Source organism: Streptomyces sp. NPDC002446 (assembly GCF_053595675.1).
The window spans coordinates 1-21,069 of sequence record NZ_JBSFYC010000079.1 but is presented as its reverse complement, the minus strand read 5'-3'; the positions used below and the strand labels follow the sequence as shown (position 1 = coordinate 21,069).

The following is a 21,069-nucleotide window of genomic DNA, read 5'->3' as shown; positions in this document are numbered from 1 at the left end:
CATGGCCCACACCGACGCGGGCGGACTGCGCCTGCACACCCAGCGGCTGCCGGCCCGGGGCGCAGGACCCCGGCCCGACGGACCCGCCGTCGTATGCCTCCACGGCCTCGTGATGGACAACCTGTCGAGCTTCTACTGCACCCTCGCCGGTCCCCTCTCGCACGCCGGACACGAGGTGCTCCTCTACGACCAGCGCGGGCACGGACGCAGCGAACGCCCGCCCACCGGCTACGACCGGGACACCGCCGTGGCCGACCTCGGCGCGCTGCTCGCGGCCCTGGCGCCCGACCGGGGCCCGGTCCACCTGGTCGGCAACAGCTACGGCGGCGCCCTCGCCCTGCACACCGCGCTGCGCAGGCCCGACCTCGTCGCCTCGCTCGTGCTGATCGACGCGCCGCTGACCGGCGGCTGGGTCGAGGAGATGACCGACACCCTCACCGTGGCCGCCCTCGGCCTCGAAGACGGCCGGACGACCGCGCAGCTCACCGCGCTCGGGCGGCGCAAGCACGCCCGGCTGACCGCCGGCGCCGACGCCCTCCTCAACCACACCACGCTGATCGAGGACATCGCGGCCGCCCCGGCCTTCACCGCCCGCGACTTCGCGCGGCTGCACCGCCCGGTCCTCGCCGTATACGGAGAGCACTCCGAACTCCTGCCGGGCGCAAGGGAGTTGGCGGCCTACGCGCCCGACTGCGAGCTGTGTGTGCTGCCGGGCGTCGGGCACGCCGTGCTCAACGACGCCACCGAAGGGCTGTGCGGCGCCGTACTGGAGCGGTTGCGCGTACGGGCCGGGGCGGTGGCCGGATGAGAGTCCTGTTCGCCGTCCCGCCGCTGACCGGGCACGTCAACCCCACGCTGGCCGTCGCCGCCGAACTCGCCGCACGCGGACACCGGGTCGCCTGGACCGGCCCCGCCGCGGCGCTGACGCCCCTGCTGCCCGCGGGCGCCCGGCTGTACCCGGCGGGAGGCCGGGGCGCGGCCGACGGCTACGACGTACTGCGGCGGCGCTGGCGCGATCTGCGCGGTGTCGCGGCCCTGCGGTTCCTGTGGGAGGAGGCACTGATCCCGCTCGCCCACGCGATGCTCCCCGGGGTGCACTCCGCCGTCGAGGCCTTCACCCCCGACGTCCTGGTGGCGGACCAACAGGCCCTCGCCGGGCCCCTGGTGGCACGCCGGTGCGGGCTGCCGTGGGTGACCTCGGCGACCACCTCGGCGGAGTTCACCGGGCCGTTCGACGGCTTCCCGAAGGTGGGGGAGTGGGTGGCGCGGCGCATCGCCGGTCTGCTCGCCGACTGCGGCGCACCGGCCGGCTGGGACCCGCGCTTCTCGCCGCACCTCGTGCTGGTCTTCTCGACGGCCGAACTCATGGGGGAGGTGCCCCCGGGCCCGCACCACGCCTTCGTGGGACCCGCCTTCGGCGCCCGCCCGCCCGCCGCCGGCTTCCCCTGGCGCCGGCTGGACCCCGGGCGCGCCCGCGTACTCGTCTCCCTGGGCACGCTCAACCGCGCGGCCGGCGCCCACTTCTACCCCGCGGTGCTGCGCGCCGCCGCCGCCCTGGAGGACCGGGCCCAGCTGATCGTGGCCGCCCCGGGTGACCTCGCCGGGCCCCTCCCGCCGAACGTGCTGCACCAGGAGTACGTCCCCCAGCTCCAGTTGCTGCCGCACCTCGACGCCGTGCTGTGCCACGGCGGCCACAACACCGTGTGCGAGGCGCTGGCGTACGGGCTGCCGCTGGTCGTGGCGCCGGTCCGGGACGACCAGCCGATCGTCGCCCGCCAGGTGACCGAGGCCGGCGCGGGAGTACGGGTCCGCTTCGGCCGGGCCCGCACGGACGAGCTGCGCCAGGCCCTGACGGCCGTCCTCGACGACCCGTCCCACCGCAGCGCGGCCCGCCGCATCCAGGCGTCGTTCGCGGCGGCGGGCGGCGCCGCCGCCGCGGCCGACCGCCTGGAGAAACTGCCGCCCGGCGCCGGCCCGGGCCCCGCCGGCACCAGTACCCGCACCGAGTCCGCGCACCCGTCCGAGAAGGGATCGTGAGGCAGATGGCACCAGCGCACCGTTCCGGAGCCCGTACCCGAGCGGCGGCGGCCGCCGCGGTGGTGGCGCTGGCCGCGGGCACCGTACGCGCCCGCCGCCGGCTCGCCGCGCTGCCCGTGCTCGACCCGCACGGCACCTACGACACCGCGCGGCCGCTCCCGGGCTGGCACCTGATCACCGCGCCCGGCGTCACCGCCGACGCGGAGACCCTGTGCGCCGCGGCCGCCCACGCCGCACGCGAGGGACTGCGCGTGGTGGACCTGATCCCGGCGCAGCTGGACACCGAGAGCGCCCTCGGCCTGCTGCGGCTGCTCGACCCCGCGGCACACCGCGCCGACCGCGGCGCGCCGGGGCACGGCGCCGGACACGCCGTACTGGTCGCCGACGAGGTCCACCGCCGCGCCGGGCTCCCGGACCGCCGCGCCGAGGCACCGCCCCGTTCCGCCGCCGACCTGCTGCGCCTGTTCGCCGACCTCAAGCAGTACGCCCCCGACGCCACCGGCTGGGCCGTCGCCCCCGGTCTGACGGCGCCGCCACCCGACCCCGCCCGGCGCGGCGACGAGCTGCGCGCCCGCGGCCTGCCGCCCGCCCTGCTGTCCGCCGCCCAGCTCGCCGGACTCGCCCTGCTGCTCAAGTGCCTTGTCTCCGCACCGAGTTGGGGCGCCGCGGCGGCCGCGCTCTACTGGCTCCAGCCCGTGCTGGCCGTCGCGCCCGCCCGGCGGCTGCGCCCCGCCGACCTGACCCGCGCCACCGCGGCCCGCCCCCTGCGCTCCCTCGCGTCCGCGCTGCGCACCCTCGCGACACCGCCCGCCGAGGCGCCCGGGGCGGCCGACGCCCCGGCGCGGCGCGCCGCGTACACCGCCGAACTCGCCGACGGCACCGACCGGTTCTTCGAGCCCCGGCGCACCGACTGCCCCTGGTGCTCGGCACCGGACCTCGCCGTACGCGTCCGCATGCCCGACCTGCTCCAGGGCAAGCCCGGCCGCTTCACCCTCGAAGAGTGCCGGCGCTGCGGCCACATCTTCCAGAACCCCCGGCTCACCCAGGACGGACTCGACTTCTATTACCGCGACTTCTACGAGGGCCTCGGCGGCGAGGGCGCCGCCCTCCTGCTCGGCCGGATGAACGGCACCTACCGGGCCCGCGCCGAACTGCTGCGGCCCTTCACCGCCCCCAGGGCCTGGCTCGACGTCGGTACGGCCGCCGGGCACTTCTGCAACGCCGCGCGCTCCGTATGGCCCCACACCCGCTTCGACGGGCTGGACATGGGCGAGGGCGTGCACGAGGCCGAGCGCCGCGGCTGGATCGACGCCGCCTACCAGGGGCAGTTCCCCGACCTCGCCGACCGGCTCACCGGCCGCTACGACACGGTCAGCATGCACCACTACCTCGAACACACCCGGGACCCGTTCGCCGAGCTCGACGCGGCCGTCAAGGTCCTGGCCCCCGGGGGCCATCTGCTCATCGAGCTCCCCGACCCCGAGGCCCGGATCGGCCGGCTGCTCGGCGCCCACTGGCTGCCCTGGTTCCAGCCCCAGCACCAGCACCTCATGCCGGTCCGCAACCTCAAACAGGCCCTGACGGACCGCGGGTTCACCGTCCTCGCCGAGCAGCACGGCGCGGCCCACCAGGCCAACGCCGACTTCATCGGCGCCGTCGCCCTCACCGCGAACCGGCTCACCCCCGACCCGAACGCCCCCTGGGCCACCGTCCCCGCCACCCCGGCCCGCCGCGCCGCCCGGAGCGCCGTACAGCTGCTGTCACTGCCCTGCTACGGCGCCGCGGCCGTCCTCGACGCCCTGCGCACCGCGGTCGCCCACGCCACCGACGGCGGTAACGCCTACCGGCTGCTCGCCCGCAAGGAGCTGGGATGACGGCGCCGGACCTGGCCCGGAGCCCGGCGGCCGACCCCGTGCTGCGGCTGCTCGCCCATGGCTTCACCACGGCCTGGGGGCGCCCGCCCGAGGCCGTCTGGCAGGCCCCGTACGCCTTCCACCTCACCGCGCACGCCGTCCCGCCCGGCCCGCCGCCCACCGGCATCGCGCCACGCACCGACTGGGTCGCCGCGGCCGACCGGCACACCGCGGTGGCCGTCGCCCCGCGCACCGACGGGATGCTGCGCTGCGGCTCGCTCAACCACCCGGCAGAGAGCGCCGAACTCCCGCTCACCGGACCGGCCGCCCGCGCCCCCGCCTGGGCGGCCCGCCCGTACGCCGCGCTGCGCGCACTCGCCGCCGCCGGAGTCGGCCGGGGCGGTGCCGATCTGCAGCTGAACGCCCCCCTGCCCGACGCCGTGGGGCTGCCGGTCGCCGAACCCCTGGAGTGCGCGGCCGCCCTGGCCGTCGCGGACGTCTGCGCCGGTCCGGGCGATCGCCCGGCCACCCGCGACCGGCTGCGGGACCTGCTGAGCGCGGCCGTGCCCGGCGACGACGCGCTGCGCCGGGCCGTGCTCCTGGCCCGGCCCGGCCACCTCCTCGCGGCCGACGGCAGCACCCACCGGCTGCTGCGGACCCACGACGGCGGGAGCGATCCCTGCCTGCTGCTGGTGACGGTCCGGGCGGCCCCGGCCGGCGGTGCGCGGCCGCACGGCGATACCGCGGCCATCGCCGCGCTCGCGGCCGGGGAGGCGCTGCGCGCCGGTGCCCGGTCCGCCTGGTGGCCGGGGAAGCGGCCGGGCCGCAGCGTGCTGCTGCTGATGCCGCCCGGCCGGCGCCGGACGGTCCGGGCCGCGGTGGCCGGCGCCTTCGCCCGCCGGGGACTTCCCGTACCGCGCTTCCTGCGGATCGCCCTCGCGGACGCCGCCCGCCGCGCGGACCGAAGACCACCCCCCGCCCCCGCCCCCCGACAAGGAGCGTGAGACCCGATGAAACCCCCGGCCCACCGCCTGCGCAGAGCGCTCGCCGCGACCCTCGGCGCGCTCGCTCTGACCGTCGCCGCCACCACCGCCGAGGCCCGCACCACCGCCGAGGCCGCGCTGCCGTCCTACGACCACGTCGTGATCGTCGTCTTCGAGAACAAGCAGTACGGCGAGATCATCGGCAGCGCCAACGCCCCCTACATCAACCAACTCGCCCAGGGCGGCGCCAGCCTGACCGGCATGAAGGCGCTCACCCACCCCAGCCAGCCGAACTACTTCAACCTGTTCTCCGGCGCCACCCAGGGCATCACCGGCGACGGCTGCTACGCCGCCCAGTCGATGGACGCCCCCAACCTCGGCCAGGAGCTGATCGCCGCCGGCAAGACCTTCGCCAGCTACAACGAGGGCCTGCCCGCCGAGGGCTCCACGACCTGCTCCAGCGGCCGCTACGCGCAGAAGCACAACCCGTGGTTCGCCTTCAGGAACGTGCCCGTGAACACGGGCAAGACCTTCGCGCAGTTCCCCAAGGACGACTTCACCAAGCTGCCGACGCTGTCCTTCGTCGTCCCCGACATGTGCAACGACATGCACGACTGCGCCGTCGGCAGCGGCGACACCTGGACCAGGAACAACCTCGCCTCCTACGCCGAGTGGGCCAAGGCCCACAACAGCCTGCTGGTCCTGACCTGGGACGAGGACAACTACCTCGGCTCCAACCAGATCGCGACCGTCTTCCACGGCGCCCACGTCAAACCGGGCAGCGTCAGCGGCGCGTACAACCACTACAGCCTGCTGCGGACCTTCGAGGACATGTACGGCACCGGGCACGCGGGCAACGCGGCCACCGCCACCCCCGTCACCGAGGTGTTCGACACCGGCACCCAGCCGCCCGGCGGCGACCTCAGGCTCGCCGCCCCCGGCCCGCAGACCTGCCGCTTCGGCCAGGACTGCACCGTCCGGCTGACCGCCACCGGCGGTAAGGCCCCGATCGGCTACCGCGCCACCGGCCTGCCGCTGGGCCTGGCCGCCGACCCGGCCGGCGGCCGCATCACCGGCAGGCCCTGGCAGACCGGCACCTTCCAGATCACCGCCACCGCCACCGACGCCGCGAACGCCACGGCCACCGCGGCCTTCCCGCTCACCGTCAACTGGTTCTGACCCACGGCACGAGGAGACGTCCGTGTACCTCTCGTCCAGCCGCGCCGCCGACGCCTCGTCCGGCGTCGCCCGGGACCGGCCGGCCGTCCGCGGGGCCGTGGCGGGCAATGTCATCGCCCTCGGACTGGTCAGCATGGTCACGGACGTCTCCTCGGAGATGGTCACCGCGGTCCTGCCGCTGTACCTCGTCGCCGGCCTCGGCATGTCCCCGCTCGCCTTCGGCCTGCTCGACGGCGTCTACCAGGGCGTCACCGCCCTCGTGCGGCTCGCCGGTTCCTACGCGGCGGACCGCACCCGCCGCCGCAAGCTGGTCGCCGGCACCGGCTACGCCCTCTCCGCGCTCTGCAAGCTCGGCCTGCTCGCCGTCACCACACCCTGGGCGGTCGGCGCCGTGCTGGCCGCCGACCGCACCGGCAAAGGGCTGCGCAGCGCCCCGCGCGACGCGCTGATCTCGCTGTCCACCACCCCCGAGGAGCAGGGCCGCGCCTTCGGCGTGCACCGCGCCCTGGACACCGCCGGCGCCCTGCTCGGCCCGCTCGCCGCCTTCGCCGTGCTGTGGGCCGCCCGGGACGGCTATGACGCGGTCTTCCAGGTCAGCTTCTGCTGCGCGGCGTTCGGCGTGCTGCTGCTCGCCCTGTACGTGCGCGAACCCCGGCCGCCCAGGTCCGCGCGCCGCACACGGACACCCCGGCCGGGTGCCGTACGGGTGCTGCGCACGCTGGCCGCCACCCCCGGCATCCCCCGGCTGAGCCTGGCCGCGGTCCTCCTGGGCGCCACCACCCTCAGCGACGCCTTCCTCTACCTCGTCCTCCAGCAGCGCCATCACCTCGAAGCCCAGTGGTTCCCGCTGCTGCCGGTCGGCACCGCGGCGGCCTTCCTGCTGCTGGCGCTGCCCGTCGGCCGCCTGGCGGACCGGGTGGGGCACCTTAGGGTCTTCCTCGCCGGCCATGGCGCCCTGCTCGCCGCCTACCTCCTGCCGCTCGCTCCGTCCGGCGCCCGACTCCCCGCCACAGCCGCCCTGTTCCTCCTGCTGGGGGTCTTCTACGCGGCCACCGACGGGGTGCTGATGGCCGCCGCCGCCCCGCTGCTGCCGCCGGAGCTGCGGGCGAGCGGACTGGCCCTGGTGCAGACCGGCCAGGCCGTGGGCCGCTTCGCCGCCGCGGTCCTCTTCGGCGCGGCCTGGACCGCCACCGGCCCCGCCACCGCGCTGGCCGCGGCAGCCGTCTTCCTGAGCGCCGCCCTCGCCCTCGGCGCCCTGCTCCTGAACCAAAAGGCCGCCCCATGACGCCGGCCCCGCCGCGGCCCGCCCACCGGCGGACCGTGGTCCTCCTGGCGGTCACCGCCCTGCTCGCCGCGGCCGCGGCCGTCGCGGTCGGCCGCGCCGCCGACCGGGCCGCCGAGCGCGACCACGACCGGGCGGGCCGGCCGGCCGTACGGGAGGGCGAACTGAACCTCGGCGGCTCCCGGCGCCTGATCTTCCGGAACCTGGCGTGGGGGCCGCAGCGCGACCACCTCGCCTCCGTTCCGCTGTCCGCCCCCGGCTCCGTCCGCACCGCCGGCCCCGACGACTGCCTGCGCTTCCACGCCGCCGCCGGCACCGGCATCTGCCTGCGGGCGACGGGGGGAGTGGTGCCCGGACACCAGGCCGTGGTGCTGGACGCGCGGATGAAGCCCGTACGGCGCTTCCCGGTGCCCGGCATCCCCACCCGCGCCCGGGTCTCACCCAGCGGCCGGCTCATCGCCTGGACGGTCTTCGTCAGCGGCGACTCCTACGCGGGCGGCGCCTTCTCCACCCGCACCGCGATCTACGACACCCGGACCCGCACCCTCCACGACAACCTGGAGGACTTCACCGTCCTGGTCGGCGGGCGCCGCCACGAGGCCGTCGACCACAACTTCTGGGGCGTGACCTTCGCCGCCGACGACACCGCCTTCTACGCCACCCTCGGCACCGGCGGCCGCACCTACCTGGTCCGCGGCGATCTCACCCGCCGCACCCTGACCGCCGTGCGGGAGAACGCCGAGTGCCCCTCGCTCTCCCCGGACGGCACCCGTATCGCCTTCAAGAAGCGGATACGGCCCCAAGGGGCGGACGCGCCCTGGCGGCTGTACGTCCTGGAGCTGCGCAGCGGGCGCGAGTGGCCGCTCGCCGAGCGGGCGAGCGTGGACGACCAGGCCCTGTGGCGCGACGGCCGAACCCTCCTGTACGCCCTGCCCGGGGACTACGGCGCCGACCTGTGGCAGGTACCCGCGAACGGCGAAGGCCACCCCCGCAAGGTGGTGGCCTCCGCCGTCTCGCCCGCTGTCACCGGGCCGTGAGTGCTTCCCCGCTGACCGCCGTCAGCGCCGCCGCACCAGCGGGAACGGCAGCGTCTCGCGGATCGACAGACCGGTCAGGAACATCACCAGCCGGTCCACGCCGATGCCCAGACCACCGGTCGGCGGCATCGCGTACTCCAGCGCCTGCAGGAAGTCCTCGTCCAGCTCCATCGCCTCCGGGTCCCCGCCGGCCGCCAGCAGCGACTGCGCGGTGAGCCGGCGGCGCTGCTCCACCGGGTCGGTCAGCTCCGAGTAGGCGGTGCCCAGTTCGGTGCCGAACGCGACCAGGTCCCAGCGCTCGGCGAGCCGCGGGTCCTTGCGGTGCTGCCGGGTCAGCGGCGAGACATCGGTCGGGAAGTCCTTGTAGAACGTGGGGAGCTGGGTCTTCTCCTCCACCAGCCGCTCGTACATCTCCAGCACGATGTCGCCGCGGCCCATCTCCGGCTTCACCGGCACCGACGAGGCGTCGCACAGCCGGCGCAGCCGGTCCGGCGCGGTGTCCGCGTCGACCTCCTCGCCGAGCGCCTCGGAGATCGCCCCGTAGACGGTCTTGACCGGCCAGATCCCCGAGATGTCGTGCTCGACCAGCCGGCCGTCGGCATCCGCCTTGCGGGCCGTGGCGCTGCCGAACGCGGCGATGGCCGCGCCCTGGATCAGCTCCCGGGTCAGGTCGAGCATCACGTCGTAGTCGGCGAACGCCTGGTACGCCTCCAGCATCGTGAACTCGGGGTTGTGCTTGTAGGAGATGCCCTCGTTGCGGAAGGTCCGCCCCATCTCGAAGACCTTCTCCATACCGCCCACACACAGCCGCTTGAGGTACAGCTCCGGCGCGATCCGCAGGTACAGATCGAGGTCGTAGGCGTTGATGTGGGTGTGGAAGGGCCGGGCGTTGGCGCCGCCGTGGATCTGCTGCAGCATCGGCGTCTCGACCTCGAGGTAGCCGCGGTCGATCAGCCCCTGGCGCAGCGCCTGCACGGCCGTACTGCGCGCCCGGACGTTGTCCCGCGCGTCCGGCGAGACGACCAGGTCCACATAGCGCTGGCGGACCTTGGCCTCCGGGTCGGACAGCCCGCGCCGCTTGTCCGGCAGCGGGCGCAGGCACTTGGCCGTCAGCCGCCACTGGGTCACGAACACGGTCAGCTCACCGCGGTCGCTGGTGCCGACCTCGCCCTCGGCCTCGACATGGTCACCGAGGTCGATGTCCGCACCGAAGCGGTCCAGCAGCTCCTTGCCGCTGACGTCCCGGGTCAGCGCGATCTGCAGATCGCCCGACCAGTCCCGCAGCACCGCGAAGAGCACGCCGCCGTGGTCACGGGTGAGCAGCACCCGCCCGGCGACGCTGACGGACTTGCCGGTACGCGTCCCGGGCGCGAGGTCCGGGTACTCGTCGCGGACCTGGCCCAGGGTGTGCGTACGCTCCACGCCCACCGGATAGGGGTCGGTGCCGTTCTCCCGCAGCCGCTCCAGCTTGCGGTGGCGCACCCGTACCTGCTCGGGCAGCGCGGCCAGCTCCCGTTCGCGCTGCTCCTCCTCGGTGGCCGGAGCCGCCCGCACCAGGCCGAGCTCGTCCAGCGACGGCAGCCCCGCGGTGCTCGCCGGGGCCAGCACCCGCTTCTTGTGGCCCTTGCCCCACAGCGTGACCAGGCTCGGTACGTCCACGAAGCCCTCGGCGATACCGGAGCCCAGGGCGATCCGGGCCAGCGCGCCGGCGTCCGCGTAGCACAGGAACCGCGGGTACCACTCGGGGTTGTACTTCGCGTTGGAGCGGTAGAGCGCCTCCAGCTGCCACCACTTGGAGAAGAACAGCAGCAGCCGGCGCCACACCTTCAGCACCGGGCCGGCACCGATCCGGGCGCCCTCCTCGAAGGCGGAGCGGAACACCGCGAAGTTGAGCGAGATCCGCCGCACGCCCATGGCTCCCGCCTGGGCGCACAGCTGGGCCACCATGAACTCCATGACGCCGTTGGGCGCGGTGCGGTCACGGCGCATCACGTCCAGCGAGATGCCGTCGTCGCCCCAGGGGACGAAGGACAGCAGCGCGATCATGTTGCCGTCGCCGTCGAACGCCTCGGCCAGCAGGCAGTCCCCGTCCGCGGGGTCGCCCAGCCGGTCCAGCGCCATCGAGAAGCCGCGCTCGGTCTCGGTGTCCCGCCAGGCGTCGGCCCGGTGGATGACCTCCTGCATCTCCTCGTCGGTCAGCGCGGAGTGGCGCCGTACGCGGAAGGTCGCGCCGGTCCGCTCGACGCGGTTGACGGCCTGGCGGGTCACCCGCATCTCCCGGCCGTCCAGGTCGAAGTCCTTCACATGCAGGATCGCCTCGTCGCCGAGCTGCAGCGCGCCCAGCCCGCTGCGGGCGAACGCCTTGGCGCCGTTCTCGCTGGCGCCCATGACGGCCGGCTGCCAGCCGTACCGCCCCGCGACCTCCAGCCATGCCTCGATGGCCTGGGTCCAGGCCTCGCGGTCACCGACCGGGTCACCGCTGGCCAGGCAGACACCGGCCTCGACGCGGTAGGTGACGGCGGCCTTGCCGCTGGGGGAGAAGACCACGGCCTTGTCGCGGCGGGTGGCGAAGTAGCCGAGCGAGTCCTGGCTGCCGTAACGGTCCAGCAGCGCCCGGATGCGGGCCTCCTCGTCACCGTGCAGCGCGGCCTCCATCCGCTGCGACCGGAAGAGCGCGGCCGCCGCGTTCAGCAGCGCCAGCGCACCGAGCAGTCCGAGGACGGTGCTGATCCAGTGCGGCGGATGGCCCTCCACCAGATGGCCGCCGACCAGCCCGCCGCAGACGCGGTTGGCCGCCCACAGCAGGCGGTTGCCGCCGCCGGCCTCCAGCGTGCCCGGGGCCAGCGTCACCAGCCCCCAGCCGATCAGCACCGCGGCCGCGAGTCCGCCGGCCAGCACCCCGATGGCGCGCAGGAACGCACCGCGCCGGGTGATGGCGTAGAACTCGCGGTGCGAGACGAGCAGCAGCACCAGCGCACCGGCGCACAGCACCAGCGAGAAGGCGAACTCCCAGTACCCCGCGGCCAGGAACAGCGCGTCGGCGAGGGTGACCAGCACCATGTAGGCGACGACGAACCACAGCGCCACGCGTTTGCGCGCGGTCATCGCCGCGCCCAACAGGAAGAGGAACGCCGCGTAGGCGAAGTTGGGGGCCACCGGGATGGTGAGCGTGTCCAGCCAGTAGATCACCGGGTGGAGTCCGCGCCGCAGGGGCCCGATCAGCGCCGTCAGGGCACAGAAGAGCCCCAGCACGCTGAAGATGATGGCGAAGCCATTGGGGACGCGGCGCCGGAAGCGCCGCCACCCCGTGAGTTGATCCTGGTCCTGCACGGTGCTCATTCCGTCACACTAGGCTCTGAAAGGGGTCAGCTGCTCGACGCGAGGGCGTTGCCCTGCCGTCGGCGGGTTGCCGCCGGCGGAACCACCGGCATTCCAGTCTCCGATCCCGATGGTCCTACCGTCTTTCCCTCGTACGGAGGATGCGGTGACCGCCTGCGGGTCACCCACGTGGACCTTGCCACAAACCGGCGCCGCGTCCGAGTCGGTGCAAGTCCGGCCGATGGTGAAGTTCAGGTCATAGTCCTTCGCGAAGTAGCGTCCGCCGCCGGAATCCACGCCGCTCAGTTCCGCCCTCAGCGTGATCCTGGTGCCCGGTTCCGGGAGCCGCGCAGGTCGCCAGTCCACCCGGTCGCGGCCGCTGTCGTCCTTGGCCCAGCCCCAGGAACCGGTGGCGTCGCCGTCGGAGGTGATGCTCAGGCGCCGTTCCACCGCGGCCCGGTCGGTCACCGGGAAGTCGAAGGTGAGCGCGATCGGCCGGCCGGTGCCGACCACGGCGCCCTGCCGGCCGGGGTCGACCACGAGCTTGTTGAGCTTGGCCGCCTGCGCCGTGGTGAGCGACTCCTTGGTCGCGCCGGTGTCGCCCTGCGCGTTCTTCGTCCGGGCGACGACGGAGTACTTGGTGTCCGGCGTGGCCCGCACGCTCGACGTCCAGACGGTCCCGCCGTCCCCGAGGCCGCCGGGCAGCCGCCGGCCTCTGGGGTCGGTGACCGTCACCTCGGTCAGCACCCCGCCCTCGGCGGTCACCGCCAGCTTGTCACCGGCCTGCACCGTCCTGGTCCCGCTCGCCGCGCCCAGCGCCACCTTCACCTGATCGCCCTTGGACGCCGATGCCGCGACGCCCCCGCACGCGGTGAGCACGCCGAGACCGAGCACCGGGATCAGTGCGAGGGCGATGCACAGCGGCCAGGGCGGCCGGCGGCGGGGGGAGGGGGTCTGGCGCATGGGGCTTTCCGTCTGCGGGGCGAGGAGGGCGGCGAATGTCGGCCGCTAAGACGGCCGGATCGCATACTCCGTTGCAGGGAGTGATGTGATCCATGTCACGCCCCTGCCTGGCCGCCTCTCCGTCGGTAACCCGCAGTGATCACCCAAACAGAGCATCGGGCCTCGAACCGGACATACCTCGGAATACGCCAAACTGGCCACCCCTTGCCGCCCGTTCGGGCGGCGGATGAGGAGGTGTGCGTCCCATGGCTGTTTCCATCTCGGTCGTGCTGCTGCTGGTGATCCTGACCGTGATCTTCCTGCGCAGCGGAAAACTCAAGTTCTCGCACGCTCTGGTGTGCGCACTGCTCGGCTTCTACCTGGCGAGCAGTAGCCTCGCTCCCGACATCCACCAGGGCCTGTCGGGCGCCGCCGACATGGTGAGCAGCGTGCGCCCGTGATCGTGCCGGCGTAGCCCGCGGCGCCGGCGGCGGCCCCGGGCGCTCACCCGGCGGCGAAGACCCCGAGGGCGTTCGGCACCGGACGCTCCGCGCCGCCCGACGGATGGTTGTGCACCGTGATCCCGCCGAACCCGTCGCCGGTCACCAGCGTCGACGATCCCCCGCCGTCCAGGTTCAGCGCGTCGCGGGCACCGAGCGCGTCCATCAGATCGGCCAGCTCCCGTACCGTCAGGCCGGTCCGTCCCTGCCCCGCCGTCCCGTCCAGCGCCATCAGATACAGCACCCGGCCCCCGGGCCCGATCCCTGCGGACGTACGCACCGCCACCGTGACGGCGTCCAGCCCCGGCACCGGCTCGGCGTCCCGCACGATCGGGAAGCCGCCCACCGCGAACCGCAGCGGCCCCGGCCCCTGCCCGACGAGCCGGTAGCCGACCCGCACCGGCTCGCCGATCCGCAGCTTGCGCAGCTGCCGCGCCCCCTCCTCCCGGCCCACCAGCACCACGCTCCCGGCGGCCACCCCGCCGCTGCCCGGCGTGCCGTCGAGCGAGATCACCCTGCCGTACCGGACGGTCACCTCCGCGGTGTCCGCGCTGCACGGCGCCGCCCGGTCGGTGTCCGTCCCGCACGTGGCGCGCACCCGGGACGCCGGGCCCCACTGCGCGGTGTACGCGCCGATGCCGTCCACCGGCAGCGCGTACTGGTTCAGCCCGCGCAGCGGCCACACCCCTTCCGGCGTGAGCACCGCGCCGCGCAGCGTGAGCCGGTCCAGCCGCGCCCGGCCGTCACGGCCGACCCCGATGACGTCCTCGGTGCCGGCGCCGGGCGGCATGACCGGCCCGAACCGCTGCCCGTCGGGCACCGCCGCCTTCAGCTGCCGCCCCGCGGCCACCGCGGGGCCCACCGGAGCGCCGGTCGCCTCCACACCCGGATGCTGGGCCTCGGTGATGTGGAAGAAGTCGCCGTTGACGGCCGCCACCGCGCCGCGCGCCGCGGCCAGGTGGGACACCGGCTCCCGCGCACCGACCACGCCCGGATACAGCAGATCGACCGTGACCCGCGGATCGGCCAGATCGACCGTCAGCAGATGCCCGTGCACGATGCCGCGCGGCACCGTCATCCGGAATTCGCCGTACGACACACCGGGCGCCACGTCCACGGCATCGAAGCGGCGCACCGTGGTGCCCGCGGCGCTGGCCGGAGCCCCGCCCGCCAGCCCGCCGCCCGCCAGCACACCCCACGCCACCACTACCGTCAGCACCGCGCGAACCCGGCCGAATCGCTGCTTCACGAGCCCCCCTGACGTCACGCCAACTGTCCCAGGTGCCGAAGACGTTCACTCCGCGCCGCTCATCGCGCCCGCATTACTATCGCCCGGAGATGTCATGAATCTGTACACCCGCAGAACAGCCGTCGTGTCGCTGGGCGCCCTCCTGGCCGCCGGCCTCACCCCGGCCGCCGCGGCCCGTGACACCGTCGTACGCGCCCCGGGCTCCGGGCCCCTGCGCCACGCCCACGCCCACAACGACTACGCGCACCCCCGGCCGCTCCTGGACGCCCTCGACCACGGCTTCGGCAGCGTGGAGGCGGACATCTGGCTCGTCGGCGGCCGGCTGCTGGTGGCCCATGAGGAGAGCGACCTGGACCCCGCCCGCACCCTTGAGGCGCTCTATCTCGACCCCCTGCGCCGACGCGTTCGCGCCAACGGCGGCACGGTCTACCGGGGCCACCTCCGCACCCTCCAGCTGCTGATCGACATCAAGTCCGCGGGCGAGCCCGCCTACCGTGCGCTGTCGCGGGTGCTGCACCGCTACCGGGACCTGCTGAGCGTGTGCCGCTCCGGCCGGGTCCACGGCGGGCCGGTCACCGCCGTGGTCTCCGGCGACCGCGCGGCCCGCCCGCCCATGGAGGCCGAGCGGGTGCGCTACGCCTTCTACGACGGCCGGCCCGAGGACCTGGGCGGCGCGGCCCCGGCGTCGTTCGCCCCGCTGATCTCCGCGTCCTGGACCGATGTCTTCCGCTGGCAGGGCGTGGGGCCGATGCCGGGCCACGAGCGGGAGCGGCTGCGGCAGTTGGTGGCCGCCGCGCACGCCGAGCGGCGCCGGCTGCGCTTCTGGGCGACGCCGGACGTGGCCGGACCGGCGCGTACGGCGGTCTGGACGGCGCTGCGGGAGGCCGGCGTCGACCACCTCAACTCGGACGACCTGGCGGGCCTGGAGCGCTTTCTGCGCACGGCGCGCTGAGCGTGCCGTCACTTGGCGTGCCGCCAGGAGGAGGCCTCGTGGACCATCTCCAGGTAGCGCGCCCAGTCCCAGAACTCGCCCGGGTCGTAGTGATCGGTGCCGGGCACCTCGACATGGCCGATGATGTGCTCGCGGTCCTTGGGGATCCCGTAGCGGTCGCAGAGGGCGGCGGTGAGCCGGGCGGACTGCTCGTACATCGGTTCGGTGAACCACGTCGGGTCGTCGATCCAGCCCTCGTGCTCGATGCCGATGCTGCGGGTGTTGTAGTTCCAGTGGCCGGCGTGCCAGGCGACGTCGCGCTCGCGGACGCACTGCGCGACATGGCCGTCGTCGGACCGCACGACGTAGTGCGCGGCCGCCTTGTGCGCGGGGTCCTGGAACAGCGTGAGGGTGTCCTCGTAGGTCTCCTGCGTCACATGCACCACGATCATGTTGATCGGGTACTGCGCCGGACGGTTGGCGGCGGTGAAGTTGGACCGGCTCGCCGGGATCCACTCGACGGGGGGATAGCCGCCGTGCCGTGTGCGGGGGCGTGGCGCGGCGGCGGCCGCGACGGCCGTGAGGGGGGTGAGCGCGGCCGAGGCGGCGAGCGCGGCGGCGCCGGTGATCAGGTGCCGGCGGGCCGGGCGGGAGGGGTCGTGCGCCATGTGAACTCCTGACAAGGACCGAGGGGGGTGGTCGCGTACATGTCACGCACATGCATGCGTTCATCATGCGCAACAAGGCATGCCCTGCCAAGGGCGTAGCCGCCCCGCCAATGGCTCGACCAAAGGCGAAACGGCGCAGGTCAGATGCGAAGAGGGGTACCTGATCGGTCGTCACCCGGGTGCCGCGACCGCCGCCCTGACGGCGGATCGCGGGCGCGGCACCCGGGACGGCGGCCCCTCGCCGTCAGTGACCGATCTCTACGTCCTCCAGAATGCCCAGCGCGTCCGGCACCAGCACCGCCGCCGAATAGTAGGCACTGACCAGGTAATTGATGACGGCCTGGTCGTTGATGCCCATGAAGCGCACCGAGAGACCGGGCTGGTACTCGTCGGGGATGCCGGTCTGGTGCAGCCCGATCACGCCCTGGTTCTCCTCGCCGACCCGCAGCGCCAGCACCGAGCTGGTCTGGTCCGGGTTGATCGGGATCTTGTTGCAGGGCAGCAGCGGAATGCCCCGCCAGGAACGGACCGCCGCGCCCTCGAACTCGACGGTGCTGGGGTAGATCCCCCGTGCGTTCCACTCCCGTCCGATCGCGGCGATGGTGCGCGGATGCGCCAGCAGGAACTGCGTCTTACGGCGCCGCGAGATCAGCTCGTCCAGGTCGTCGGGGGTGGGCGGCCCGCTGCGGGTGTGGATGCGCTGCTTGAGGTCGGCGTTGTGCAGCAGCCCGAACTCGCGGTTGTTGACCATCTCGTGCTCCTGGCGCTCGCGCAGCGCCTCCACGGTCAGCCGCAGCTGCTGGTCCAGCTGGTTCATCGGCCCGTTGTAGAGGTCGGCGACGCGCGAGTGCACCTTCAACACGGTCTGCGCGACGCTGAGTTCGTACTCCCGCGGCGCCGGGTCGTAGTCGGCGAAGGTGCCCGGCAGAGCCGGCTCGCCGACATGTCCTGCGGCCAGCTCGATGGCCGCCTCACCGTGCTTGTTCTGCGCCGGCACCAGCGCCGCCCGGAACTCCTCGACATGCGCCCGCAGCGACTCCGACTGGGCCAGCACCGCCTCGAAATCGCTGCGGTACAAGGTCAGCGCGGTCACCCGGGTCACCGCCCGCACGGAGTGCTCCCACTCCGCGTCCGGCGACAGCAGCGCCGCCGCGCCCAGGGCGTCGCCGTCGGCCAGCGTGCCCAGGGCCGTCTCCTCGCCGTACTTGCCGGTGCCCGTACGGTCCAGCTTGCCGTGCGCGATCAGGATGACGCGGTCCGTCTGCCCGCCCTTGCGGGCCAGCACATCGCCGGGGGCGAACTCCCGCTGGACGAACCGGCCGGCCAGCGCCTCCAGCGTCGCGGGGTCGTCGTAGCCGCGCAGCGGCGCCAGCTCGCGCAACTCGGCGGGGATCACCCGGACTTCGGTGCCGGTCGAGATGAACTCGATCCGCCCGTCGCCGAGGGTGTGCGTCAGCCGGCGGTTGACGCGGTACGTACCGCCGGAGACCTGGGTCCAGGGCAGGACGCGCAGCAGCCAGCGGGAGGAGATCCCCTGCATCTGCGGCGGGGTCTTGGTCGTGGTCGCCAGCTTGCGGGCTGCCGCGGTGTCCAGGCTGGAACGGTTCTGCTCGATCCCGGAGGGCTGCGGTCCGGACGTCGGGTCCACCGATGTGGTCATGGAGAAAGGTCACCTGTTCTGTCGGTGCTGTGCCTGCGTGACGTGCTGCCGTGCTGCCGGGACGAAAAGCGGTCCGTCCTGGTCACACGTGGTCTCTTTCCGCGCGTCGCCTCAGTGGCCGATCTGTACGTCTTCGAGCACGCCCAGCGCGTCCGGGACGAGAATGGCCGCCGAATAGTAGGCGCTGACCAGGTACTTGATGATCGCCCGGTCGTCGAGGCCCATGAAACGCACCGAAAGGCTCGGCTCGTATTCATCGGGAATTCCGGTCTGGTGCAGACCGACGACACCCTGGTTTTCCTCGCCGGTGCGCAGCAGCAGAATGGAACTGGTCCGGTCCTTGGTGACCGGAATTTTGTTGCACGGAAAGATCGGAACCCCGCGCCAGGACGGCAGCGAATGCCCCATGAAATCGACCGCGGTGGGATACAGCCCGCGGGCACTGCATTCCCGGCCGATCGCGGCGATCGTCTGCGGGTGGGCGAGCAGAAAGCCCGGATCCTTCCAGACCGTCGCGAGCAGGTCGTCGAGGTCGTCGGGGGTGGGCGGCCCGCTGCGGGTGTGGATGCGCTGCTTGAGGTCGGCGTTGCGCAGCAGACCGAACTCGGGGTTGTTGACCAGCTCGTGCTCCTGGCGCTCGCGCAGCGCCTGGATCGTGAGCCTCAGCTGCTCCTCGACCTGGTTCATCGGGTCGCTGTAGAGGTCGCCGACCCGGCTGTGGGTGCGCAGCACCGTCTGGGCGACGCTGAGTTCGTACTCCCGCGGCGTCAGGTCGTAGTCGACGAAGGTGCCGGGCAGCGCGGGCTCGCCGTGGTGCCCGGAGGCGACCGAGACCGCCGATTCGCCGCTCTCGTTCGTCGGGTGCGCGCTGTCCGGCCCGCCGGCCGCCGCCAGATGGTCGCGCAGCGCGGGGGAGCGGTCGATGACCTCCTGCGCGGCCTGCCGGGACAGCGACAGCACCGTCACCCGGGTCACCGCGCGATAGCTGAACTGCCAGGTCCCCTGGGCGGCGGTGAGCGGCCCGTCACCGAGGTGGTCGCCGCCGGCCAGCGCCTCCAGCGCCGTCGCCTCGCCGTATTTGCCGGTGCCGATGCGGTCCACCCGGCCGTGCGCGATCAGCACCAGCCGGTCGTCCGGCGTGCCGGCCTCGGCGATCAGCTCACCGGGCGCGTATTCCTGCTGGGTGAACCGCTCGCCCAGCGCCGCGAGGACCCCGGTATCGGTGAACTGCCGCAGGGCGGGCAGTTCGCGCAGTTCGTCGGGGATGATCGAGACGTCGGAGCCGCTGATGGCGAAATCGATCCGCCCGTCACCGAGGGTGTAGGTCAGCCGGCGGTTGACACGGTACGTACCGCCCGACACCTGCACCCAGGGCAGCAGCCGCAGCAGCCAGCGGGAGGTGATTCCCTGCATCTGCGGCGGGGTTTTGGTGGTGGTCGCCAAATTCCGTGCCGCAGTGGTACTCAGGCTGGAATTCGGAGCTTCTTCCGCGCTGCCGGGCAGTGATTCATCGGCAATTGTCACAATGCGGCCTATCTCCTCGAAGGGTGCGATGCGACCGCCTCGAAACCCCCCTTCCCGGCAGTTCCGCGGCAGCCCGCCGAACCGACCGTAGTCGGGCTCTTTTTATCGGCACAATCGCTCGATGGAGTGGCATGGAAATCTCTTTCCATGGAAAGGTTTAGGCGATTCGGACCTGGGGAGAGTGTGCCGGGGCGCGGAAATTGAGGGGGACGTCGGGGACGCGCCGGCACCGTGGTCAGCGCCGCAGCAGCGCCCCGCCGTCGGCCAGCGTCGCGGCCAGCCGCTGCCGGGCGGCATCGTCGCGCTCCCGCGCCTCGTACTCCGCACCACGGGCCGTACCCCAACGGCGCGCCACCGCCGCCGGATCCTCACCCAGCAGCAGCCCGGCCGCCTGCGCCGCCGCACCGAGCGCGACCAGTTCCTGCGCCTCGGGCACCACCACCGGGCGCCCCGACAGCCGGCGCACGGTCTCCCGCCAGGCCCGGCCCCTCGCCCCGCCGCCGATCAGCAGCAGCGGCACCTCCGCCGCGGCGCCGTCCAGCACCCGGTCCAGCGCCTCCAGCAGCGCGAACACCGCGCCGTCGTAGGCGGCCTGCAGCAGCTGGCCGGCCGTGGTGTCGTGCCGCAGCCCGTGCACCAGGCCCGAGGCACCGGGCAGATTCGGGGTCCGCTCACCGTCGAGGAACGGCAGCATCACCACCTCGCCACCCGCCTGAACGGCCTCCCGGTCGCGGCCCAGCAGCGCCGCCACCCGGTCCACGGCGAGCGTGCAGTTCAGGGTGCAGGCCAGCGGCAGCCAGTCGCCGCGGGCGTCGGCGAAGCCCGCGACGGTGCCGGTCGGATCGGTGGGCCGGTGCTCGGAGACCGCATAGACCGTCCCCGAGGTGCCCAGGCTCAGTACCGGCTGGCCCGGGCGCAGCCCCAGACCGAGCGCCGCCGCCATGTTGTCGCCGGTGCCCGCGGCCACCAGCGCGCCGTGCGGCAGCGGCAGCTCGCCCGCGTGTACGGTCCCGGCGGCCTCACCCGGCAGCGCCACCCGCGGCAGCATCCGGGGGTCCAGCTCGACGTGCGCCAGGGTCTCCGCGTCGTACGACTCGGTCGACGACGCCCACCAGCCGGTGCCCGACGCATCGCCGCGGTCGGTGACGGCCTCGCCGGTCAGCCGCTCGGTGAGGTAGTCGTGCGGCAGCCGCACCGCGGCGGTGGCGGCGGCCGCGGCGGGCTCGTTCGCCCGCAGCCAGGCCCACTTGGCCACCGTGAACGCCGGCGCCGGCACGCTGCCGATCCGGTCCGCCCAGGCCTGCGGGCCGCCCCGCTCCGCGATCAGCCGCTCGCACTGCGCCGCCGGGCGTACGTCGTTCCACAAGATGGCCGGGCGCACCGGCTCACCGGCCGCGTCCAGTGTGACCAGCCCGTGCTGCTGCCCGCCGACGGACACCGCCGAGGCCTGCCGCGCCGCGTCGCCGCACTGCGCCAGCGCCTCGCCCAGCGCCCGCCACCACTGCTCCGGGTCGCTCTCCCTGCCCTCGCCGCCGCTGACCGCGTGCGGTGCCTGCCCCCGGGCGATGACCACACCGGTCTCCGCGTCCACCACCAGTGCCTTGGTGGACTGCGTCGAGCTGTCCACGCCGACGACGAGGGGGGCGGCTGAGTGTGCGGCCATGTGTGACCCTTCCGCCTGTCCGCTGCGCTTTGCCTGCTTCCCACGTTATCGGCTGGCCCGCCGTGGGGGTGTCTCGCCGTTGCGCCTGCGGCGGGCGTTGCGTGCCGCTGCGCGGGGCTTTTCGGGTGCCGGTGGCGGTCCTCCGGGGCAGGGTGTCCGGACTGCTTCGCTTTACGTCCGGACACCCTGCCCCACCGGCCCGCCCCCTCCCGTTGGGGGTGGGAGGAAAGGCTGGTGGGGGCG

The 21,069-nt window shown here is 73.9% G+C and carries 16 protein-coding genes; 9 read left to right on the top strand and 7 right to left on the bottom strand.

All coding sequences use genetic code 11. From position 1 onward, the window contains the following. Position 1: 1 nt before the first annotated feature. From ACWD6P_RS31420 to ACWD6P_RS31390, 7 genes are read left to right on the top strand one after another with little or no spacing between them, the layout of a single operon-like run. Entirely contained in the window at positions 2 to 808 is an 807-nt protein-coding gene (locus ACWD6P_RS31420; RefSeq protein ID WP_451447570.1) for an alpha/beta fold hydrolase, read from the top strand. Beyond that, positions 805 to 2,037, top strand: a complete 1,233-nt coding sequence (locus ACWD6P_RS31415) for a glycosyltransferase (RefSeq protein WP_451447569.1) — start codon at positions 805 to 807, stop codon at positions 2,035 to 2,037. The genes ACWD6P_RS31420 and ACWD6P_RS31415 overlap by 4 nt, the downstream gene beginning before the upstream one ends. 5 nt (positions 2,038 to 2,042) lie before the next feature. Further along, positions 2,043 to 3,911, top strand: coding sequence for a methyltransferase domain-containing protein (locus ACWD6P_RS31410; protein WP_451447568.1), 1,869 nt, complete (start codon positions 2,043 to 2,045; stop codon positions 3,909 to 3,911). Continuing rightward, on the top strand, positions 3,908 to 4,894 hold the full coding sequence (locus ACWD6P_RS31405) for a galactokinase (protein WP_451447567.1): 987 nt from the start codon (positions 3,908 to 3,910) through the stop codon (positions 4,892 to 4,894). Before ACWD6P_RS31410 ends, ACWD6P_RS31405 begins: the two co-directional genes overlap by 4 nt. A 6-nt stretch (positions 4,895 to 4,900) precedes the next feature. Next, positions 4,901 to 6,052, top strand: coding sequence for an alkaline phosphatase family protein (locus ACWD6P_RS31400; RefSeq protein ID WP_451447566.1), 1,152 nt, complete (start codon positions 4,901 to 4,903; stop codon positions 6,050 to 6,052). 22 nt (positions 6,053 to 6,074) lie between these two features. Beyond that, entirely contained in the window at positions 6,075 to 7,337 is a 1,263-nt protein-coding gene (locus ACWD6P_RS31395; protein WP_451447565.1) for an MFS transporter, read from the top strand. After that, entirely contained in the window at positions 7,334 to 8,371 is a 1,038-nt protein-coding gene (locus tag ACWD6P_RS31390) for a TolB-like translocation protein (protein WP_451447564.1), read from the top strand. The genes ACWD6P_RS31395 and ACWD6P_RS31390 overlap by 4 nt, the downstream gene beginning before the upstream one ends. A 21-nt stretch (positions 8,372 to 8,392) precedes the next feature. On the opposite strand, the gene lysX is transcribed toward ACWD6P_RS31390, so the two are convergent. Both lysX and ACWD6P_RS31380 read right to left on the bottom strand, forming a co-directional pair. Beyond that, positions 8,393 to 11,710: a bifunctional lysylphosphatidylglycerol synthetase/lysine--tRNA ligase LysX gene (lysX, locus tag ACWD6P_RS31385; protein WP_451447563.1), complete on the bottom strand. Its 3,318-nt coding sequence runs from the start codon at positions 11,708 to 11,710 to the stop codon at positions 8,393 to 8,395. 9 nt (positions 11,711 to 11,719) lie between these two features. Beyond that, complete coding sequence (locus tag ACWD6P_RS31380; RefSeq protein ID WP_451447562.1) at positions 11,720 to 12,652, bottom strand: Ig-like domain-containing protein; 933 nt, start codon at positions 12,650 to 12,652, stop codon at positions 11,720 to 11,722. Positions 12,653 to 12,897: 245 nt separating this feature from the next. On the opposite strand from ACWD6P_RS31380, the gene ACWD6P_RS31375 reads away from it, so the two are divergent. Continuing rightward, positions 12,898 to 13,092: a hypothetical protein gene (locus ACWD6P_RS31375; protein WP_451447561.1), complete on the top strand. Its 195-nt coding sequence runs from the start codon at positions 12,898 to 12,900 to the stop codon at positions 13,090 to 13,092. Between the two features lie 43 nt (positions 13,093 to 13,135). On the opposite strand, the gene ACWD6P_RS31370 is transcribed toward ACWD6P_RS31375, so the two are convergent. Continuing rightward, positions 13,136 to 14,380: a phosphodiester glycosidase family protein gene (locus tag ACWD6P_RS31370; RefSeq protein WP_451447560.1), complete on the bottom strand. Its 1,245-nt coding sequence runs from the start codon at positions 14,378 to 14,380 to the stop codon at positions 13,136 to 13,138. 94 nt (positions 14,381 to 14,474) lie between these two features. On the opposite strand from ACWD6P_RS31370, the gene ACWD6P_RS31365 reads away from it, so the two are divergent. After that, positions 14,475 to 15,332, top strand: a complete 858-nt coding sequence (locus ACWD6P_RS31365) for a phosphatidylinositol-specific phospholipase C/glycerophosphodiester phosphodiesterase family protein (RefSeq protein ID WP_451447559.1) — start codon at positions 14,475 to 14,477, stop codon at positions 15,330 to 15,332. Between the two features lie 8 nt (positions 15,333 to 15,340). Here ACWD6P_RS31365 and ACWD6P_RS31360 read toward each other — a convergent pair whose 3' ends face one another. The 4 genes from ACWD6P_RS31360 to xylB form a co-directional block, all read right to left on the bottom strand. Beyond that, complete coding sequence (locus ACWD6P_RS31360) at positions 15,341 to 15,979, bottom strand: N-acetylmuramoyl-L-alanine amidase (protein WP_451447558.1); 639 nt, start codon at positions 15,977 to 15,979, stop codon at positions 15,341 to 15,343. A 244-nt stretch (positions 15,980 to 16,223) separates the two neighbouring features. Beyond that, entirely contained in the window at positions 16,224 to 17,639 is a 1,416-nt protein-coding gene (locus tag ACWD6P_RS31355) for a family 2B encapsulin nanocompartment shell protein (RefSeq protein ID WP_451447557.1), read from the bottom strand. A 111-nt stretch (positions 17,640 to 17,750) separates the two neighbouring features. Next, on the bottom strand, positions 17,751 to 19,166 hold the full coding sequence (locus tag ACWD6P_RS31350) for a family 2B encapsulin nanocompartment shell protein (protein ID WP_451447575.1): 1,416 nt from the start codon (positions 19,164 to 19,166) through the stop codon (positions 17,751 to 17,753). Between the two features lie 232 nt (positions 19,167 to 19,398). After that, the gene (gene xylB, locus ACWD6P_RS31345) at positions 19,399 to 20,826 is read right to left on the bottom strand and encodes a xylulokinase (protein ID WP_451447556.1); all 1,428 of its coding nucleotides are present in this window, start codon (positions 20,824 to 20,826) and stop codon (positions 19,399 to 19,401) included. Between the last annotated feature and the right edge of the window lie 243 nt (positions 20,827 to 21,069).